Source organism: Pseudarthrobacter sp. NPDC058196, from assembly GCF_042882685.1.
Classification (GTDB): domain Bacteria; phylum Actinomycetota; class Actinomycetes; order Actinomycetales; family Micrococcaceae; genus Arthrobacter.
In genome coordinates, this window is sequence record NZ_JBHVVN010000004.1 from 162,490 (window position 1) to 178,519 (window position 16,030).

A 16,030-nucleotide genomic window follows, 5' to 3' on the forward strand; every position below is an offset into this window, starting at 1 on the left:
CCTGACACGATCAACCCGGTGCTGAATCGATCCGGCAACACCTAAGTCCGGCTCCGGCACCAATTCCCTTCTTATCTGCAAAGGGTCGATTCGGCGATGTTGCCGAATCGATTCAGCATGCAATTCCCACGTGCCGCGAGGCACTTGATTTTCCAAGGAGCAATCTGTGGACACTGACCTTTCTTCACCTTCATCACCCGACGGTTCGCATCGCGTTGGCCGGCGGCGGCTGCGCCGAAAGCAGATCGCCGGCGTCATTGCGGCCGCAGGAGCGCTCGCCCTCGGCCTGAGCGGATGCGGCGGCACGGCGGCACCAGCGGCCGGCCCCAGCGCCCCCGTGGTGGATCCGGCATCGGCAAAGGGAGCCGCCGGGAGTCTGTCTATCTGCGGGGGGCGGGACTCGGTCGGCCTGTATAAGGGCACGATTGACGCGTTCATGAAGGCGAACCCTGGAATCACCGCGAAGTACACGGTCCTCGGTGCCACCACGGATGAGAGCCGCACCCAGGCTGTGCAGCGGCTTCAAGCCAAGTCGAGCGAGTGCGACCTTTACCTGACAGATGTCACCTGGACTCCGGAGTTCGCGTCGCAGGGCTGGCTTCAGGACATGACGAAGGTCACCGACGCCGTCAAAGACACCCTGATTTCGTCGACGGTGGCAACCACGCAGTACAAGGGCAAGTCGTGGGCCACCCCGTTCTACACGAATGCAGGCCTGATTTACTATGCGAAAGACAAGGTGTCCAAGCCCGAGACCTGGCAGCAGCTCTACACCGAAGCGGCGAAGTCCCCGGGCAATGGCGTGGTCTATCAGGCCAAGCAATACGAGGGCCTGACAGTAAACTTCCTTGAGCTCCTTTACAGCGCCGGGGGCGATGTCATTGATGACCAGGGAAACGTCAAGGTCGATTCGCCGGAGACCCGCAAGGTCCTGGACTTCATGGCCCAGGGCATCAAGAACGGTTCTGCCGACCGTGCTGTGCTGACATACGACGAAAATGCCACGCGCCTGGCGTATGAGTCGGGCAAATTCGGATACGAACGCAACTGGCCGAACGTTTACGGTCAGCTGAACGCCACGCCGCTGAAGGACACTTTCGGGGTGGCGCCGCTGCCGTCCTTCGACGGCAAGTCCAATGGCAGCGGGGTGCTCGGCGGGTGGAACTTGGCGCTGTCGGCCTATGCATCAAACCCGGGAGCCGGCGTCGCGTTCGTGAACTTCGAGTCCTCGCCCGAGTGGCAAAAACACGTCGCCATGGACTACTCGCAGGCCCCGGCAGGGGAGGCGGCCTACTCTGCCCCGGAGGTCCTCGCGAAGATGCCGTTCGCCAAGGAACTCCTGGTCTCTGTCAAGGGAGCCAAGCCCAGGCCCGTCTCCCCGGTCTACGCGCAGATCTCGGCGGCCATCAACAAGAACGTCTACGCCGTCCTCTCGGGCACTTCGAGCACCGAGGACGCCGTGAAGAGCATGGCTGACCAGATCAAGACCGCCCAGGCCAGCTTCTGATGTCTGTCATTCGCACCCTCATCCCCGACCCGCCCCGCAAAATGCGGGACCGTGCAGAGCGCGGGCTTGCCGCCATGATGACCGCCCCCGCGCTCATTCTGATGGCCCTCGTGGCGGCCGTCCCCATCTGCTACGCAATTTGGCTCTCGCTCAACCAATACAGCCTCCTGCAGGCAGGCTTGTCCCGGTTTGTCGGCCTGGGCAACTACGTGGAGGCGCTCACCGGCCAGGATTGGTGGAAGGCATTCGGCCAGACCTTCCTGTTCGCGGCCTGCTCTGTTTCGCTGGAGATCGTTGTCGGCACAGGCATGGCGGTGCTGCTCAATCTAGCGTTCCGCGGCCGCGCGGTGCTCCGCACGGTCGTCCTGGTGCCCTATGCGATCATCACGGTCGTGAGCGCCATTACGTGGCAGACCATGTTTGATCCGACGACCGGCTTCGTGCCCCAGATCCTCGCTGCCCTCCATCTGCCCGGCGCGGGCGTGGTCTGGCTCGGGGAACAGGGCTACGCGATGGCCGTGATCGTCATGGCAGATGTGTGGAAGACCGCGCCCTTCGCGGCACTGATTATCCTGGCCGGCCTGCAGGCCATAAGCCAGGAAACGTATGAGGCTGCCGAGCTTGATGGTGCCGGCCGCTGGAAAACGTTCGCATACGTGACCCTGCCCCTGCTGCGTCCCGCCGTTGTCCTGGCCGCGATCTTCCGGACGCTTGATGCCTTGAGGATCTTCGACCTGCCGTTCGTACTCACGCACGGGGCGAACGGTACCCAATCCATGTCCATGCTGGCGTACAGCCAGCTGAATGAAAACCGGCTCGTTGGGCAGGGCTCGGCGCTTTCGATCCTTACGTTCCTGACGGTCATGGTCGTTTCCGCCGTTTACATCCGCTTCGGGGGCGGGAACATCCGCGACATCGCACGGGAGGACCACGGATGAGCACCCTGACGGCCGCCCCTCCCTCCGCTGGGAGTGCCGAGGCTACCGGTACCGCCAGGCCGCGCCGCAGCAAGACGCGCCTTCACCCGCTGGTTTGGGTTTTCGTTGTTGTCGTCATGGGCTTCTCGCTCGTGCCCTTCTACTGGCTGGTCAGCACGTCGTTGAAGAAGGGCACAAGCCTGGGTAAAGGGGAGCTGTTCCCGAGCCAGCCGACCTTCGATAACTACCTGGCTGTATTCGGCAACGGTGACTTCCTGCTGGCGATGCGAAACTCGGTGATTATCGCCGTCGTTACGACCGTGATCGCGCTCGTTTTCGCCTCATTCGCCGCTTATGCCCTGGCGCGCCTCAGGATGCGCCGGAAGGCCCTCATCCTGACCTTGATCCTCTCGGTCACAACGTTCCCTGCCATCGCGATCGCTGCGCCGTTATTCGCCATCTGGCGCGAGATCGGCCTTTACGACACCCTGATCGGGCTCATCATTCCCAAACTCACCTTTGCCCTGCCGCTGGCCATCTACACGCTGACTTCTTTCTTCCGGGACATTCCCCGGGAACTTGAAGAATCGGCCTATGTTGACGGGGCGACACCGTTTCAGGCGTTCCGAAGGGTCATCCTTCCGCTGGCCGTCCCCGGCTTGGCCACCACGGCGATCCTTGTCTTCATCTCGGTCTGGAACGAGTTTCTTCTGGCCGTTACCCTGACGAGTTCGCCGGCTGCCCGGCCCGTACCGGTGGCGATCGCCTTCTTCAACGGCATGAGCGAATTCGACGTACCGCTTGGCCGAATCAGCGCAGCTTCCGTCATCGTCACCATTCCCCTCGTCGTCCTTGTCCTGATCTGCCAAAAGCGGATTGTCGCCGGGATGACCGCCGGTGCCGTCAAAGGCTGAACCGTTACAGGCGCAACCCTCACACCCCCAATCTCCATCACCTCCAGATAGGAACAACTTCGTGAACCCCGAGCAGTCCCAAGAACCAACCCTTAAGGTCGGCGTCGTCGGCATCGGCTGGGCCGGCCATCAGCATCTGAAGGCGTACGGCAGCATTCCCGGCGTCGAACTCGTCGCCGTCGCCGGGATGGAAGAAGAGCTCCTTCGCTCCCTTCAGGCCGAATACGCCATCCCTCAAGCCTTCTCCCGCTGGGAAGACATGCTGGAGCGTCAAGACCTGGACGCCATCAGTGTGGCCGTTCCGACCTTCCTGCATGCCCCAATTGCCGTGGCGGCCCTTGAACGCGGGATCCATGTCCTGAGCGAGAAGCCGCTCGCCCGGACCGCAGAAGAGGGACGCACCATGGTCGCCGCTGCCCGAAAGTCGGGCAGGGTTCTTGATGTCGCGTTCAATCACCGTCGACGCGGCGACATCCAGACACTCAAGTCGATCATCGACCACGGCGGCCTTGGCCGCCCCTACTACGCCAAGGCGTCGTGGTTGCGGCGCACGGGCATCCCACGGCTCGGGAGCTGGTTCACCAACCCCGATCTCTCCGGCGGCGGGCCGATGGCCGACATCGGCGTCCACGTCCTCGACTACTCGCTCCACCTGCTGGGCGAGCCGAAAGTCCTCAGTGTCTCGGCCACGGTCCATGCCGAGCTCGGCCCCCGGGGCCGCGGAGGAAGCGCCCGCTTCTCGCCGATGAACGACGAGCACGCTTTCGAAGTCGAAGACTTCGCCTCGGCGTTCCTCAGGCTTGAGGGAGGTGCCACCCTCCTCATTGAGGCAGGGTGGGCCAGTTACCGAGAGAAAGATGACCTGCTCGACTTCATGGTCTACGGCACGGACGGGGGAGCGGAACTGAAAGCCAAAGGATCGCCATCGGCCCCTGTCGGCGAGCTCCGGATCTTTACCGACAAAGACGGGCAGAACGCCGACTACATGCCCGAAGCCCGGCCCGGGCTGGGCCACCAGACCGTCGTCGAGGAATTCATAGCGACAGTCCGTGCCGGCGAAACCGTCTGGGGCCACCACGACGGCTCGCTGGCCCTGAACCGGGCTGAAATCATCGATGCCTGCTACCGGTCAGCCCGCGAAGGCAAGGAGGTCCAGCTGTGAACAGTGCCGGCAAACTCAACGTCCTTGTCTGGAACGAGGGAGTCCACGAGGCGCTCAACGATCCCGCACACATCGGACGCATCTATCCCGATGGCATCCACGGAGCAATCGCAGCCGGTCTCCGTGAAGCGCTGCCCGACGCGGACATCTCAACGGCCACGCTGCAGACAAATAATGACTACGGCCTCTCGGAGGAGGCCCTGGCGGGGACCGATGTGCTGCTGTGGTGGGGGCACAAGGCACACGCCGAAGTCAGTGACCACGTGGTGGATCGTGTCCAGCGGCACGTCCTCGGTGGCATGGGACTGATCGTGCTGCACTCGGGGCACTTCGCCAAGATCTTCACCCGCCTCCTGGGCACCACCTGCTCTCTCGCATGGCGTAATGAGGGCGAGCAGGAACTCATATGGACGGTGAAACCATCGCACCCCATCGCTGACGGCGTGGAGAGCCCCATAGTCATCCCGGAGCAGGAAATGTACGGGGAGCTCTTCGATATTCCGGACCCGGACGACCTGATCTTCATCAGCTCGTTCGCAGGGGGCGAGGTCTTCCGCTCGGGAGTGACTTTCACCCGGGGCAAGGGCAGAATCTTCTACTTCAGTCCCGGCGACCAGGAATACCCCGTCTATCACCACCCGCAAATCCGGCGCGTCATCGCCAACGCAGTCGGCTGGGCCGCCCAGCCGGACGTGACCCGGGCTGCCCCGGAAGTGCGTAACCAGCCCAGGACACGGTACGAAGACCGCAGCGGATCGGAGCAGCTCCGGGCCTCGACGCCGGTGACGCACGAGGTGGCGCTCCGATGAGCCGTCCACTGGGTGTCGCTGCCATCGGGTATGCCTTCATGGGTAAGGCGCACTCACACGCCTGGCGCAACGTTGGAGCCTACTTCGACGTCCCTGCCATCGAGCAACGCGTTCTGGTCGGCAGGGACACCGCCCAGGTCTCGGAGTCGGCGGCACGCTACGGTTGGGCCGAATCGGCGACGGAATGGCGCCAGGTCATCGAACGTGACGATGTGGACATCGTGGACATCTGCGCGCCTGGGTGGCTGCACGCAGAGATCGCGATCGCAGCCCTCGAGGCCGGGAAGCACGTGCTGGTGGAGAAGCCGCTCTCGAATACGCTCGCTGAGTCCGAAGCCATGGTTGCCGCCGCACAGGGGCCCGGGAACGGGGAGTGCAATCCATGGTCGGGTTCAATTACCGGCGCGTTCCAGCCCTCGCGTACGCCCGGCAGCTTATCGCCGGCGGCCGGCTCGGCACGGTCCTGCAGATCCGCGCGTCGTATCTGCAGGACTGGCTGGCGGACGCAAGCGCCCCGATGAGCTGGCGGCTTCGGCAGGAGACGGCAGGTTCCGGGGCGCTGGGCGATATCGCTTCGCACGCAATCGACCAGGTCCAGTACCTTCTGGGCGACACCGTCACAGAAGCCTCAGGGCGCCTGCATACCTTCATCGGACACCGCCCCGGTCCGGACGGACTCGAGGAAGTCACGGTGGACGACGCTGTTTGGGCCACCCTTACGCTTGCCGGCGGGGCCGTTGCGTCGGTGGAGGCTTCCAGGGTGGCAACGGGCCGAAAGAACTCGCTGCGGATTGAGGTGTACGGGTCGTCCGGTTCTCTCGCCTTCGACCTTGAGCGGCTCAACGAGCTTGAGTTCCTCGACGCGACCGCCCCCGCGGCGGAACAGGGCTTCCGGCGGATCGTGGTCACGGAGCCGGAGCATCCCCACATCAGTGCGTGGTGGCCGCAAGGCCACGTGATCGGCTGGGAGCACACCTTCACCCACCAGATCAACGATCTGCTCGTGGCCGTCCGTGACGGTACGCCGCCGTCGCCGTCGTTCGAGGACGGACTGCAGGTCCAGCGAGTGCTCGCAGCCATTGAGGAATCCGCTGCCGCCAAGTCGGTGGTCCTCCAAGCCTGACCGGGCGGCCACCTGGTCGACGTGGCGGGATCGCGGCGCGGGGCATTTGTTGCACGTTTCTCCTGGAGGTCCGGCCGCGCAGTAGAATCCGGATCTGACAGGAGAACACATGACTGACGCAGCGAAACAATCCAGCCCCACGCCGTACGTCCCGCGGCAGATCAGCGGGCCGGTGCTGATGGGCGTCGTGCCGGGCCAGCCGCTTGCCGTCGCGCACCGTGCCGCCGAACTGGCGTTCAGCCTCGGCGTGAAGCTGGTCTGCGCGTACGTGGACGTCACCACCTACCTTGCCGAGGAGCCGGACGGCAGGGTGGAGGCGCGGCCGATCGACCCGGACGGGGTTGATGACGACATCGAAGGAATCAGTGCCACCATCGCAGCGGACCTCCGTGCGGCCTTCGACGGAACCGGGATCGACTGGTCCTTCGTGACCCTTGCCGGTGACCCGGCCCGGGCGTTGGGACGCCTGGCGGAGTCTGCCGATGCGTCCCTCATTGTGGTGGGCACCCGCGAGCGCGGGCTCGGGGCGCGGCTTGAGGAACTGCTGGTGGGATCCGTGGCGGTGCACCTCACCCACCGCCAGCACCGGCCCGTCCTGGTGGTGCCGCTTGCGCCGCACAGGCACCAGCCCAAGGCGGGCCGCTGATGGAACAGCCTGTCCCCGAGGCCCAGGCCCAGGCGGGCACCGCGGACAAGGCAGGGTACGACGACGGGGCCCGGCGTCCGGAGGGCGGCGGCCGGGAGGCTGCAGCGGACCAGGGGACGCTCGGTGCGGCGCGCCCCCACCGGCCGGTGCACCTGCATCCCGGGTTCCTGCTGGTGGTCGTCGCCGGCGGCATCCTGGGCGCCCTGGCCCGCTATGGACTGGGCAGCATCCTGCCTGCGCCGGGTGGCTGGCCGGTCCCCACCCTGGCCATCAACCTTTCCGGGGCGTTCCTGCTCGGCCTCCTGCTGGAGGCCCTGGTGCGGCGGGGCCCGGACGCGGGGCGGCTTCGGCTGATCCGGCTGTTCGTCGGCACCGGCTTCATGGGCGCCTTCACCACGTACAGCACGCTGGCCCTGGAAACGAACACCCTGTTCGGGGCCGGCCGCGTCACTGACGCGCTGCTCTATGTGGGGGTCAGCGTGGTGGCGGGAGCCGCTGCCACCGTGGCGGGAATCCGACTGGCGGCAGGCCACCACGCACGGGCCACCGATCGCCGGGAAAATCGGAAGGAGAACCGGTGAGCGTCGCCATCATCATCCTGGTCGGCGTCGCCGGCGGCCTCGGGTCGGCCACCCGGTTCGTCGTGGACGGCCTGGTACGGTCCCGGGCCCGCACCGCCTTGCCGGTGGGAACCATCACCATCAACGTCACAGGCTCGTTCCTGCTGGGCCTGCTCGCCGGCGCCGTGATCGTGCACGCCGCCCCTGCCGAACTTCAGGCCATCGCCGGCACCGGTTTCCTGGGCGGTTACACCACGTTCAGCACGGCAAGCTTCGAAACCGTCAGGCTCATCCAGTCCCGCCGCACCGGGCTCGCCCTGCTCAACGGCATCGGCACGGCCGTGGCCGCGGTGGCCGCTGCTGCCGGCGGCCTTGCGCTGGGCAGCCTGTTCTGAGCCGCGTGGCTGCTGATGCTGCGGAGTGATTTTTACTTTAGGAGGCGCACGACTGTCGTCTCGGTGTCGGCTGGATCCGGCGTCGGATCTCCGTAGATCTCCCAGGAGTGTCCGGCAGCCTCTCTTCGATTCACCGCAATCCAATCGTCTATCGCGATGTATGCCTCGTTCATGCGGTCGTACGGCCCTCGGTGTACTGCTACAGCGGCCTGGCCCGCGGGCGTTTCGGTCGCGTATACGTCGCCTGCCGTTTCAAAGGTGCGCGTGACTTCGACGCCGAATTCGCACAGAATGGGCCCGGGCTCGTTCGAGTGGTGGTAGACGAAGATGTTGTGGCCCCCCGTCCACAAGCCCGGCTGGGTTCGAATGAAGTCCCAGACCTTGCCCACCGCTGGTCCCCATGCCGAGCCAACGTCGTTCGGCGCGATCTCGCGCCGGACGACGGCCAGTTTGCGGTGGTGAACGGTGCGTAGGCTGACTGTGGCCGTCATACCGTGATTGTAAATCTTGCTTTCTTAGTTGCGGACGACTTCGAAACGCGGCGGCGATCTTCCTGTCAAGCCGCCAGGTGGAAGGTGTCCGCAAAGCGGTAAAGGAGGTCTCCCGGCCCACTCAGCACCCGGATCACCCCGCTCTCAATTGCTCGGTCCGGTGCCATGTCGCCGGAGATGAGCAGCCGGATATCCGGCCCGGTGGCAAAGGTGAGGTCCGCCGCCCCGTCACCCCGTGTGACGTCCAGGGTGGGACCCTTGACCCTGATCAGGAGGTCGGCGGAACCAAAGTGCGCGGCGTAGGCGGTAGCGGGCAGGGCGGCCGCCACGTCCGGCCGAAACGCGGTGCGCAGGTCCATGGTCATCGAATCGGGGCTGATGGCTTGGTCCTCGCGGGCATCGCCCATGGCCTTGAAGCCCCAGGCGCCGAGCGCAAGGATCACCGGTTCGAGCTCCCGCCCGTACGGCGTCAGCTCGTAGACGATGACCCGTGAGCGTGGCGCACGGCGGATCACCCCGGCCGCCTGCAGTTCTTTGAGCCGCGCGGCCAGGATGTTGCTCGGGATCCGCGGCAGGCCCTCGGCGAGCTCACCGTAGCGTCGCGGCCCAACGAGCAGGTCGCGGACGATCAGCAGGGCCCACCGTTCGCCGACAATCTCCATGGCCCGCGTGATGCCCGAGTATTGTCCGTAATCGCGTGCGGCCATGAACCTCAGGCCTGCTGGTTCATGAAGGCTTCCGGGCCCTGTTCGGCGGCGGCGGCTTCCATGTAGCCAAACTCCAGGATGTTGCCGTCCGGGTCGGTCAGCTGGCGCTGGTACATGAAGCCGTAATCGGATGCGGGCTGGGCCTCGGTTCCGCCGGCTGCCAAACCACTGGCAACGCTGGCGTCCACTGCTTCCCGGCTGTCCAGGAAGATGGCGGTCGTCGCCGATACGGTCGCGGCAGGGTCACCGATGGGCCGGTCGCTGAAGGTTTGGAAGTACTCGCGGACCAGGAGCATGAAATAGCTGTGGTCTTCCTCCACCACTACGCACGCGGCGTTGTGGTCGGTGAACAGCGGGTTGATGGTGAAACCCACCGCCGTGTAGAACGCCTTGGCGCGTTCCAGGTCTGTCACCGGCAGGTTTACGAACATTGCGGTCATCACGGTCTCTTTTCCCAAGATGGAGTGGATAACCTCGATACTTGCAAAAAACAAGTGCACGGTCAAGACCCTGACTGCGTGCTCTCAGCCCGTTCGTTTCAGTTGCCTTTCAGCCCCGCAGGGGAGCCAACTTTACCCCCGTGCCTGCGGGCCCCTATTCCCGCGCCAGGGGGAGTGCGAGCCGCATGGTGGTCCCGGCGGGTCCGGTGCGGAGTACGTCCACAGTGCCGCCGGCCGCGGTGGCGATGTCGCGGACCAGGGCCAGGCCGATCCCGAAACTCCGCCTGCCCCGAGACCCGTTCACCCCCGGAGCGCGGACGAACCGGTCGAAGATGCGGTCCGGGTCCACCCCCGTGATCCCGGAGCCGGTGTCTGCCACCAGGACCACGGCCCGGGACCCCTCAACACTGGTGCTGATGGTGATGCTTCCGCCGGCCGGGGTGTGGGCCAGGGCGTTATCGGCCAGGGCCAGCACTGCGCGCCGCAGCGACCCCTGGTCCACGCTTGCACGCGCCGCGCCGGCACCGGAGAAATCCACCTGGACGCCCTGTTGGCGGGCAAGGTCCTGGAGGCTTTCGGCGGCAGACCGGGCAACCGCGGCCACGTCCACCGGCTCCGGGACGGCATCCGCGGGCGCTCCGGGGGATCTACCGGGGGAGCCGGTCGCTGCCAGGAGGAGTTCGTTGACGATGCCCGTCAGCGTGGCCGTGTCTTCCCGGATCTTCGCCAATGCCTGTGCGGGTTCTGACCCTGGCTCGGCCTTGCGCTGCGCGAGCTGGATGCGGGTATCAAGGATCGCCAGAGGGGTGCGGAGTTCGTGGCTGGCGTCCTGGACGAACCGCCGCTGCCGGGCCAGGGCGTCGCCCAGCGGCCGAATGGCACTGCGGGCGCTGATCCACCCCACCACGCCGGCCAGCACGATGCCCGCCAGCCCGGCCAGGATCATGCCCTCGATCAGGTCCTTCGAGTCCAGGTAGGTGTAGGCCTTGCCGGCAGTGGAACCGGGCGGGGTGGGGTGGGCCAGCTTGTTCATGAGGAACGCGGTGGCGGCGGCGAGCAGCACCAGTACCAGGACGGCCACGCCCGCGCTGATCCGGAGTGCCACCTTCAGCGACGCGCGGCGGAGGGTGTCCCGGTCCGCGTCCTCGGAGCCAGAGCCAGTGTCCAGGGAACCAGAGCCAATACCGGAGGAGCCAATACCGGAGGAGGAAGAGGTCATGAGGGGTCGCCGATCTGGTAGCCCACGCCGTGGACGGTGCGGATGACGGTCCGGGAGATCTTGCGGCGCAGGTGGTGGACGTAGGTGTCGATGACGCCGGGCTGGTCCGTGGACTGGAAGTGCGCGGCCAGCAGGTCGTCGCGGGTGAACACCCTGGCGGGTTCGGCTGCCAGAGCCGCCAGGAGTTCGGCTTCCTTGGCGGTCAGCGTGACCACCTCGCCGTAGGCGGAACGGACAGCGCGCGACGCCGGATCGAAGTCCCAGCTGCCGATGCCCACCGGGCCCGCGGCCGGAGCGAACGTGCGCGTCAGTGCGCGCAGTCGCGCCGCCAGCTCGCCGGCGTCGAACGGTTTGGTCATGTAGTCGTTGGCGCCGGTGTCCAGCCCGCGGACCTTCTCGTCGGTCTCACCCAGTGCGGTGAGGATCAGGATGGGGGTAGCGATGCCTTTGGCCCGCAGCGCCGCGATGACGGCCAGTCCGTCCATGACGGGAAGGCCGCGGTCGATCACCATCACGTCCCAGGGTTGCGTCAGGCCCAGATGGAGGGCTTCCTGGCCGGTGGCGGCGAGCCGGATCCGGTAGTCCGGTTCCAGCAGCTCCGCGATCAGTGGACCCAGCGCGGGGTCGTCCTCGGCGAGCAGCAGGGAGGGCCGGTCCGGGGTGGTCATGCGGCCTATTCTTCCGTGAATACGTCCTGCCGGGCGGTGCTGCCCACCGTGTCGAGGTGCGGCGGGGCACCCGCGGAAGCGTCGTCGTCGTACTCTGCGGTACGCGCTGCGGCGGCTCGGCGGTTGGCGCGGCGGCGCTTGAGGTATTCCACGGCCCAGGGCACCACGGACACCAGGACCATGAGCACGGCGATGACGTCGATGTTCTTGGCGATGATTTCGTAGTGGCCCAGCCAGGTGCCCAGGAGCGTCACGGACGTGGCCCAAGCGGCGGCTCCCACAATGTTCCACAGCGTGAAGGCCTTGTACCCGTAGCGGGCGGTGCCGGCGGTCAGCGGGGCAAACGTCCTGATGATGGGGACGAAGCGGGCCAGGACCACGGCGGCGCCACCGTGCCGGCGGAAGAAGTCCTCGGTTGCTGTGAGGTGTGCTGTTTTCAGGACCTTGGCGTCATCCTTGAACCAGCGCCGGCCGAACTTCCGGCCCAGCAGGTAGCCCACCTGGTCGCCGGCGATGGCGGCGGCCGTGATCACACCGATCAGGACGGGGAGCGCCAGCTGCAGCTGCTGGTGAAGGAGCCCGGCGGTGAAGAGCAGCGAATCCCCGGGCAGGAACGGGAAGAGGACGCCGGATTCGATGAAGACCATCCCGGCGATCACGCCCAGGGCCGCAGGACCCAGGCCGCTCAGCAGGCCGGCGGGGTCCAGCAGGGAAGACGATCCAGTGGTGGCCATGGCGGAGACCAGGTCAGGGGTGAGGAAGCTGTGCATGGGATTCCTTAGCGTCGGCTGGACGGTGCGGTGAGCGAGGCGGGCAGGCGGTCGAAGAGCCGGGGAGCGTAGCGGTTCCAGAGCCCGGCGAGCAGTACGAAGGCTGCGCTCGCGGCCAGGAATGAGGCCACCACGTCGGTGGGGTAGTGCACGCCGATGTACAGCCGGGACCACGCCACGGTCACGGCCATGACGGCGCCGGCCGCGGCCACCAGCTTGGACCAGCGGGTGCCCCGGGACAGGAAGTACAGGGCGAAGGCCAGGGCGACGGCGAAGCTGACGTGGCCGCTGGGGAAGCTGTTGGAGCCGGTCTCCGGCGCCAGCGGGTCGAACAGGAGCGCCGGGTTGGGCCGCTGCCGGGCGACGATCAGCTTGAAGACTTCGCTGGCCACCCAGCCCGAGCACGCCACCAGGCCGAAGGCAACAGCCCTGGCCAGGTCGCGGCGCACCAGCAGCACCAGGACCGCGATAACGGCAATGAGGCCCAGGCCCGCCACCGGGCCGAACAGGAGGTTGATTGCCATCGCGACCGCGGTCAGCACGGCAACGTGGTGCTGGCTGAGGTCCTGGTCCACGTTCAGTTCGGCGGCGGTGTCGCCGGGCAGGAGCTGCACCGTGAAACCCAGGGCGACGACGACGGCGCACAGAAGCGCGCCCAGCAGCAGCCAGTGCCGGGCCCGGGGGAGCACGGGGAAGTCTGCGCGGGCCGCGGCGGTGGTGCCAGGCTTGACTGTCGTTTTGTGGGCACGGGTTGGTTCGTTCACGAATCCTCCGGGGTGGTCCTGCGGCGGACAGGGGTCTGTCCGTGGTCTCTGTTTCGATCCTTCCCCAGGGTTCCTAAGAAAGGCTTAAGAAACGTGACCGCAGCGGGACCGCGGAAGACGCAGCTTCCCGTCAGGTCACCCGCCGGAGGTGATCGCGGTCAGGAGCGCGGTTCCGTCGGGGCTGCCGAGGCCGGTGCAGGGGTCCCAACCGGCGGCGGCCGTGTAGGTACCGTTGTTTCCCGTGGTGATATCGCGGAAGGCAGCCTTGTTGCTGTACAGCAGCGGCTGGATCTGCCCGAACGTGCGGCTGGTCGACTGCGCCAGGAGTGCGATGAGTGCGGCCCAGAGCGGTGCCACTGCGCTGGTTCCGCCGATGACCATGTCTTTGCCGTCAACCCGCACTTTGTAGCCCGTTTGGGGGTCCGCGACGCCGCTGACGTCCGGCACTCCACGGCCTTTTCGGCCGGCGGGGTGGTGGCCGCCATGGTGCGTGGACTGGCCGGACTGCCAGGTGGGCGCCGGGAAGGTGTCGCTGTAGCCGCCTCCGGTGGCGGAGTGCGGCCCGTCATTCCAGACAGTTTCGGATGTGATGGTTCCCGTGGCGGGGTCGGCGTCAAGGCGGGTTCCGCCGCACGCCAGCACATGGGGGCTGGAAGCGGGAAAATCGGCGTGGTCCTTGCCGTCGGTGGCGCCGTCTGCGCTGCCGTTGTCCCCTGCGGCGGCGGTGACGGTCACGCCAAGTGCCGAGGCATCGGCCAGGGCCTGGTCGAATGCTGTCCGGGCCTGGGCGGTCCAGTCGTCCTCGCTTTGGCCCCAGCTGATGCTGATGGACGTGGGTGCCGGGGTTGCGTGGGATGCGTTGATGATGGCGTCGAGGAAGCCGGCGTCGGTGTTGGGGGCGAAGTAGACCGGAATGTCCGCCTGGGGCACCAGGGCGCCCACCACCTCGATGTCGAGGAGGACTTCGCCGTCCGCGCCCGTGGGGTCCTGTCCGGGATGGTTCGCGGCGCCGTCGACTCCCACTGCCCGCACTGTGGGCCCGGTGATGCCCAGTTCGGCGAAGTAGGCGTCCAGGTCCGATTGGGCGAAGCCGCCGCCGAGTTCGATGATGGCCACGGTCTGGCCGGCGCCGCCGCCGGCGGGGAAGTTGTAGATCCGGGCGAGCTCGGGCGGTGTATAGCTGGTCCCGGATGCCGCCAGTGGAATGGCATGGAACTGGGCGCGGGCCTGGGGGCGGTCATCAAGGCCCAGGACTGCGGTGACAACGCCGTCCAGCTCCGCGGGGATCTCCAGTCCACCGGTCCTGTGCCGGTGGGTGACGTCGTGGCCGTGCGGGCCGCTGCTGGTGACTTCCTCCAGGCTGGTGCCGAAAATCCGGCTGAGAACCTCCACGGTCCCGGCAAGGCGGATGCGGCGGGAGGCGGGGTCGGCCTCGACGACGTCGGCGCCGAGCCGGGTGAACGTCTCGGTGGCCAGGGTCAGGTCAGCGTCGGAGGCGCCGTGGCGGGCTGCCAGTTCTTCGCGGGTCAGGGACTCGGCGGGCTCGGTGGAGGTCTCCGGCAGCGGTTCCTGGCGGCGCAGGATCACGGTGACCTCGATCCTGTGGGCGGGGTTGGCGGGACCCAGGGTGGTCTGGATCCGTGCCGCCGTGGGGCGCTCGGAGCCAGGGAGGGGGACCCGGCTCTCTGCGTGGCTGGGGGTGGGGTTGGTGTGCTCGGACATGGGTTGGCTCCGTTCGTGGTGAGGCAAGGCCAATTGTGCTCCGCGTCACTGACAATGAACAGGGAACATTGGTCCCTCCGGAGCCGCCGGCGACGCACAGATTCCTTTCCGCGGCGTCGGACTAGTTGGCCACCGTGAAGGGTATGACCGTTACCCCGGAGTTTGTCGAACCCAGCGTGTTGTCGCGGCAGGACGTTCTGAGATGCAGTTTGTGCACGCCGTTGGCCAGGGTCCGGGTGTCGATCGAGATGGGAGCGGACCCAAAGGGCTCAGGGCCGTAGGGGCCGGCAGAATCCCACAGTACGGTTCCGCGGTTTGCCGGTATGGCGTGGAAATCGGGGTCGATGGAGATGAATGAGTGCGTCGCCGGAAGTGACGCGTTCGGGTGGGTGGTCAGACCTACTGCCGGCGTCCAGACGCCTGACACCGGAGCATCTGGAATGGGGACGCTGCGGACCGACGACTCACAGTATCCGGCGTGGGTGTACCACCCCTTGCCGCGCAGGAAGGGGTACCTGGAAACGTCAGACGGGGACCTGCCGTTTTGGATGTCGGTTTGAAAGTTGAGGCTGGTCCGCATTTCGTTGCCGTCCGGCTCCGGGACAAACGCGCGAAGATGGATCTCCTGCAGCCCTGAGCGGTTGAAATCCGTGATTGGGCGCGAGAACGTCAGCCAGCGTTCGCAGGTTCCCGCGCACACGAAGTCGCCGTCGCCGGTGCTGGATGGGCCCGGGCAGGTGAAGTCTGCTGCAGTGGCCCTCAGGTAGCACTTCTGCACGACAGCTTCCGTGTCGGAGGTAATGAATACCATCGAGACGTAATTGGCCGTGCCGGGGTTGTCGTGGAGGATCACCCGGACGTTCACGGTGACGTTGCCCGAACTGATGGTTTCACGTTCGGGGAGGCACGCCCCCAGGTGCACATGACCGTTATTGGTGATGGAGTTGTTGGCCTGGTCAACGTCCGGCATCCACCACGACTGGGTGTCCACGAACTGCCTGGTCTCTGCGTAGACGGTCCCATCGGCCGGGGGCGCCCCGACGCACGGTCCGGCTGCGGCCCGGGCGGCGCCTGGTGCCAAGACAGGGAAGACCATGCAGGTCAACGCAAAAACAATTACCGGAGCCAGGAACCGTCTCATGATCATCCATCATCAAAGTCGCCACCGCCGGGAATGTCCTGACGGGCCTAGTCTGTCGATTCGGGAAGCCGCGCA

Annotated in this window: 17 protein-coding genes and 1 pseudogene; 9 read left to right on the forward strand and 9 right to left on the reverse strand. The window is 66.4% G+C overall.

Annotated features, from left to right (window positions below):
* Nucleotides 1–166: 166 nt before the first annotated feature.
* From ACFVVC_RS07430 to crcB, 9 genes and pseudogenes are all read left to right on the forward strand, one after another.
* Complete coding sequence (locus tag ACFVVC_RS07430; RefSeq protein ID WP_387450707.1) at nucleotides 167–1,507, forward strand: ABC transporter substrate-binding protein; 1,341 nt, start codon at nucleotides 167–169, stop codon at nucleotides 1,505–1,507.
* Nucleotides 1,507–2,445 carry a carbohydrate ABC transporter permease gene (locus ACFVVC_RS07435; protein WP_387450709.1) on the forward strand — a complete coding sequence of 313 codons (939 nt, stop codon included), beginning with the start codon at nucleotides 1,507–1,509 and terminating at the stop codon, nucleotides 2,443–2,445. Before ACFVVC_RS07430 ends, ACFVVC_RS07435 begins: the two co-directional genes overlap by 1 nt.
* A complete protein-coding gene (locus tag ACFVVC_RS07440) occupies nucleotides 2,442–3,338 on the forward strand; it encodes a carbohydrate ABC transporter permease (protein WP_387450710.1) in 897 nt (298 codons plus the stop codon). Before ACFVVC_RS07435 ends, ACFVVC_RS07440 begins: the two co-directional genes overlap by 4 nt.
* A 61-nt stretch (nucleotides 3,339–3,399) precedes the next feature.
* Entirely contained in the window at nucleotides 3,400–4,500 is a 1,101-nt protein-coding gene (locus tag ACFVVC_RS07445) for a Gfo/Idh/MocA family protein (protein ID WP_387450712.1), read from the forward strand.
* Nucleotides 4,497–5,309 (forward strand): ThuA domain-containing protein, encoded by an 813-nt coding sequence (locus ACFVVC_RS07450; RefSeq protein WP_387450714.1) that lies wholly within the window; start codon nucleotides 4,497–4,499, stop codon nucleotides 5,307–5,309. The genes ACFVVC_RS07445 and ACFVVC_RS07450 overlap by 4 nt, the downstream gene beginning before the upstream one ends.
* Nucleotides 5,306–6,432 (forward strand): annotated as a pseudogene (locus ACFVVC_RS07455) (Gfo/Idh/MocA family protein). Before ACFVVC_RS07450 ends, ACFVVC_RS07455 begins: the two are co-directional and overlap by 4 nt.
* A 109-nt stretch (nucleotides 6,433–6,541) precedes the next feature.
* Nucleotides 6,542–7,078 (forward strand): universal stress protein, encoded by a 537-nt coding sequence (locus ACFVVC_RS07460; RefSeq protein ID WP_387450716.1) that lies wholly within the window; start codon nucleotides 6,542–6,544, stop codon nucleotides 7,076–7,078.
* The gene (locus tag ACFVVC_RS07465; RefSeq protein ID WP_387450719.1) at nucleotides 7,078–7,659 is read left to right on the forward strand and encodes a fluoride efflux transporter FluC; all 582 of its coding nucleotides are present in this window, start codon (nucleotides 7,078–7,080) and stop codon (nucleotides 7,657–7,659) included. The genes ACFVVC_RS07460 and ACFVVC_RS07465 overlap by 1 nt, the downstream gene beginning before the upstream one ends.
* Complete coding sequence (gene crcB / locus ACFVVC_RS07470) at nucleotides 7,656–8,033, forward strand: fluoride efflux transporter CrcB (protein ID WP_387450722.1); 378 nt, start codon at nucleotides 7,656–7,658, stop codon at nucleotides 8,031–8,033. Before ACFVVC_RS07465 ends, crcB begins: the two co-directional genes overlap by 4 nt.
* A gap of 32 nt (nucleotides 8,034–8,065) precedes the next feature.
* Here crcB and ACFVVC_RS07475 read toward each other — a convergent pair whose 3' ends face one another.
* The 9 genes from ACFVVC_RS07475 to ACFVVC_RS07515 all read right to left on the reverse strand — a co-directional run bounded on the left by ACFVVC_RS07475 (nucleotide 8,066) and on the right by ACFVVC_RS07515 (nucleotide 15,955).
* Nucleotides 8,066–8,524 carry a GyrI-like domain-containing protein gene (locus ACFVVC_RS07475; RefSeq protein WP_387450724.1) on the reverse strand — a complete coding sequence of 153 codons (459 nt, stop codon included), beginning with the start codon at nucleotides 8,522–8,524 and terminating at the stop codon, nucleotides 8,066–8,068.
* Between the two features lie 65 nt (nucleotides 8,525–8,589).
* Nucleotides 8,590–9,231: a winged helix-turn-helix transcriptional regulator gene (locus tag ACFVVC_RS07480; protein ID WP_387450727.1), complete on the reverse strand. Its 642-nt coding sequence runs from the start codon at nucleotides 9,229–9,231 to the stop codon at nucleotides 8,590–8,592.
* A 5-nt stretch (nucleotides 9,232–9,236) separates the two neighbouring features.
* Nucleotides 9,237–9,671 carry a VOC family protein gene (locus tag ACFVVC_RS07485; RefSeq protein WP_387450729.1) on the reverse strand — a complete coding sequence of 145 codons (435 nt, stop codon included), beginning with the start codon at nucleotides 9,669–9,671 and terminating at the stop codon, nucleotides 9,237–9,239.
* A gap of 154 nt (nucleotides 9,672–9,825) precedes the next feature.
* Complete coding sequence (locus ACFVVC_RS07490) at nucleotides 9,826–10,890, reverse strand: sensor histidine kinase (protein ID WP_387450732.1); 1,065 nt, start codon at nucleotides 10,888–10,890, stop codon at nucleotides 9,826–9,828.
* A complete protein-coding gene (locus ACFVVC_RS07495; protein WP_387450734.1) occupies nucleotides 10,887–11,558 on the reverse strand; it encodes a response regulator transcription factor in 672 nt (223 codons plus the stop codon). The genes ACFVVC_RS07490 and ACFVVC_RS07495 overlap by 4 nt, the downstream gene beginning before the upstream one ends.
* Nucleotides 11,559–11,563: 5 nt before the next feature.
* Nucleotides 11,564–12,328 carry a DedA family protein gene (locus ACFVVC_RS07500; RefSeq protein WP_387450737.1) on the reverse strand — a complete coding sequence of 255 codons (765 nt, stop codon included), beginning with the start codon at nucleotides 12,326–12,328 and terminating at the stop codon, nucleotides 11,564–11,566.
* A gap of 8 nt (nucleotides 12,329–12,336) precedes the next feature.
* A complete protein-coding gene (locus tag ACFVVC_RS07505; protein ID WP_387450740.1) occupies nucleotides 12,337–13,092 on the reverse strand; it encodes a phosphatase PAP2 family protein in 756 nt (251 codons plus the stop codon).
* Nucleotides 13,093–13,227: 135 nt separating this feature from the next.
* Nucleotides 13,228–14,814 (reverse strand): protease pro-enzyme activation domain-containing protein, encoded by a 1,587-nt coding sequence (locus ACFVVC_RS07510; protein ID WP_387450743.1) that lies wholly within the window; start codon nucleotides 14,812–14,814, stop codon nucleotides 13,228–13,230.
* A 121-nt stretch (nucleotides 14,815–14,935) separates the two neighbouring features.
* A complete protein-coding gene (locus tag ACFVVC_RS07515) occupies nucleotides 14,936–15,955 on the reverse strand; it encodes a hypothetical protein (RefSeq protein ID WP_387450745.1) in 1,020 nt (339 codons plus the stop codon).
* Between the last annotated feature and the right edge of the window lie 75 nt (nucleotides 15,956–16,030).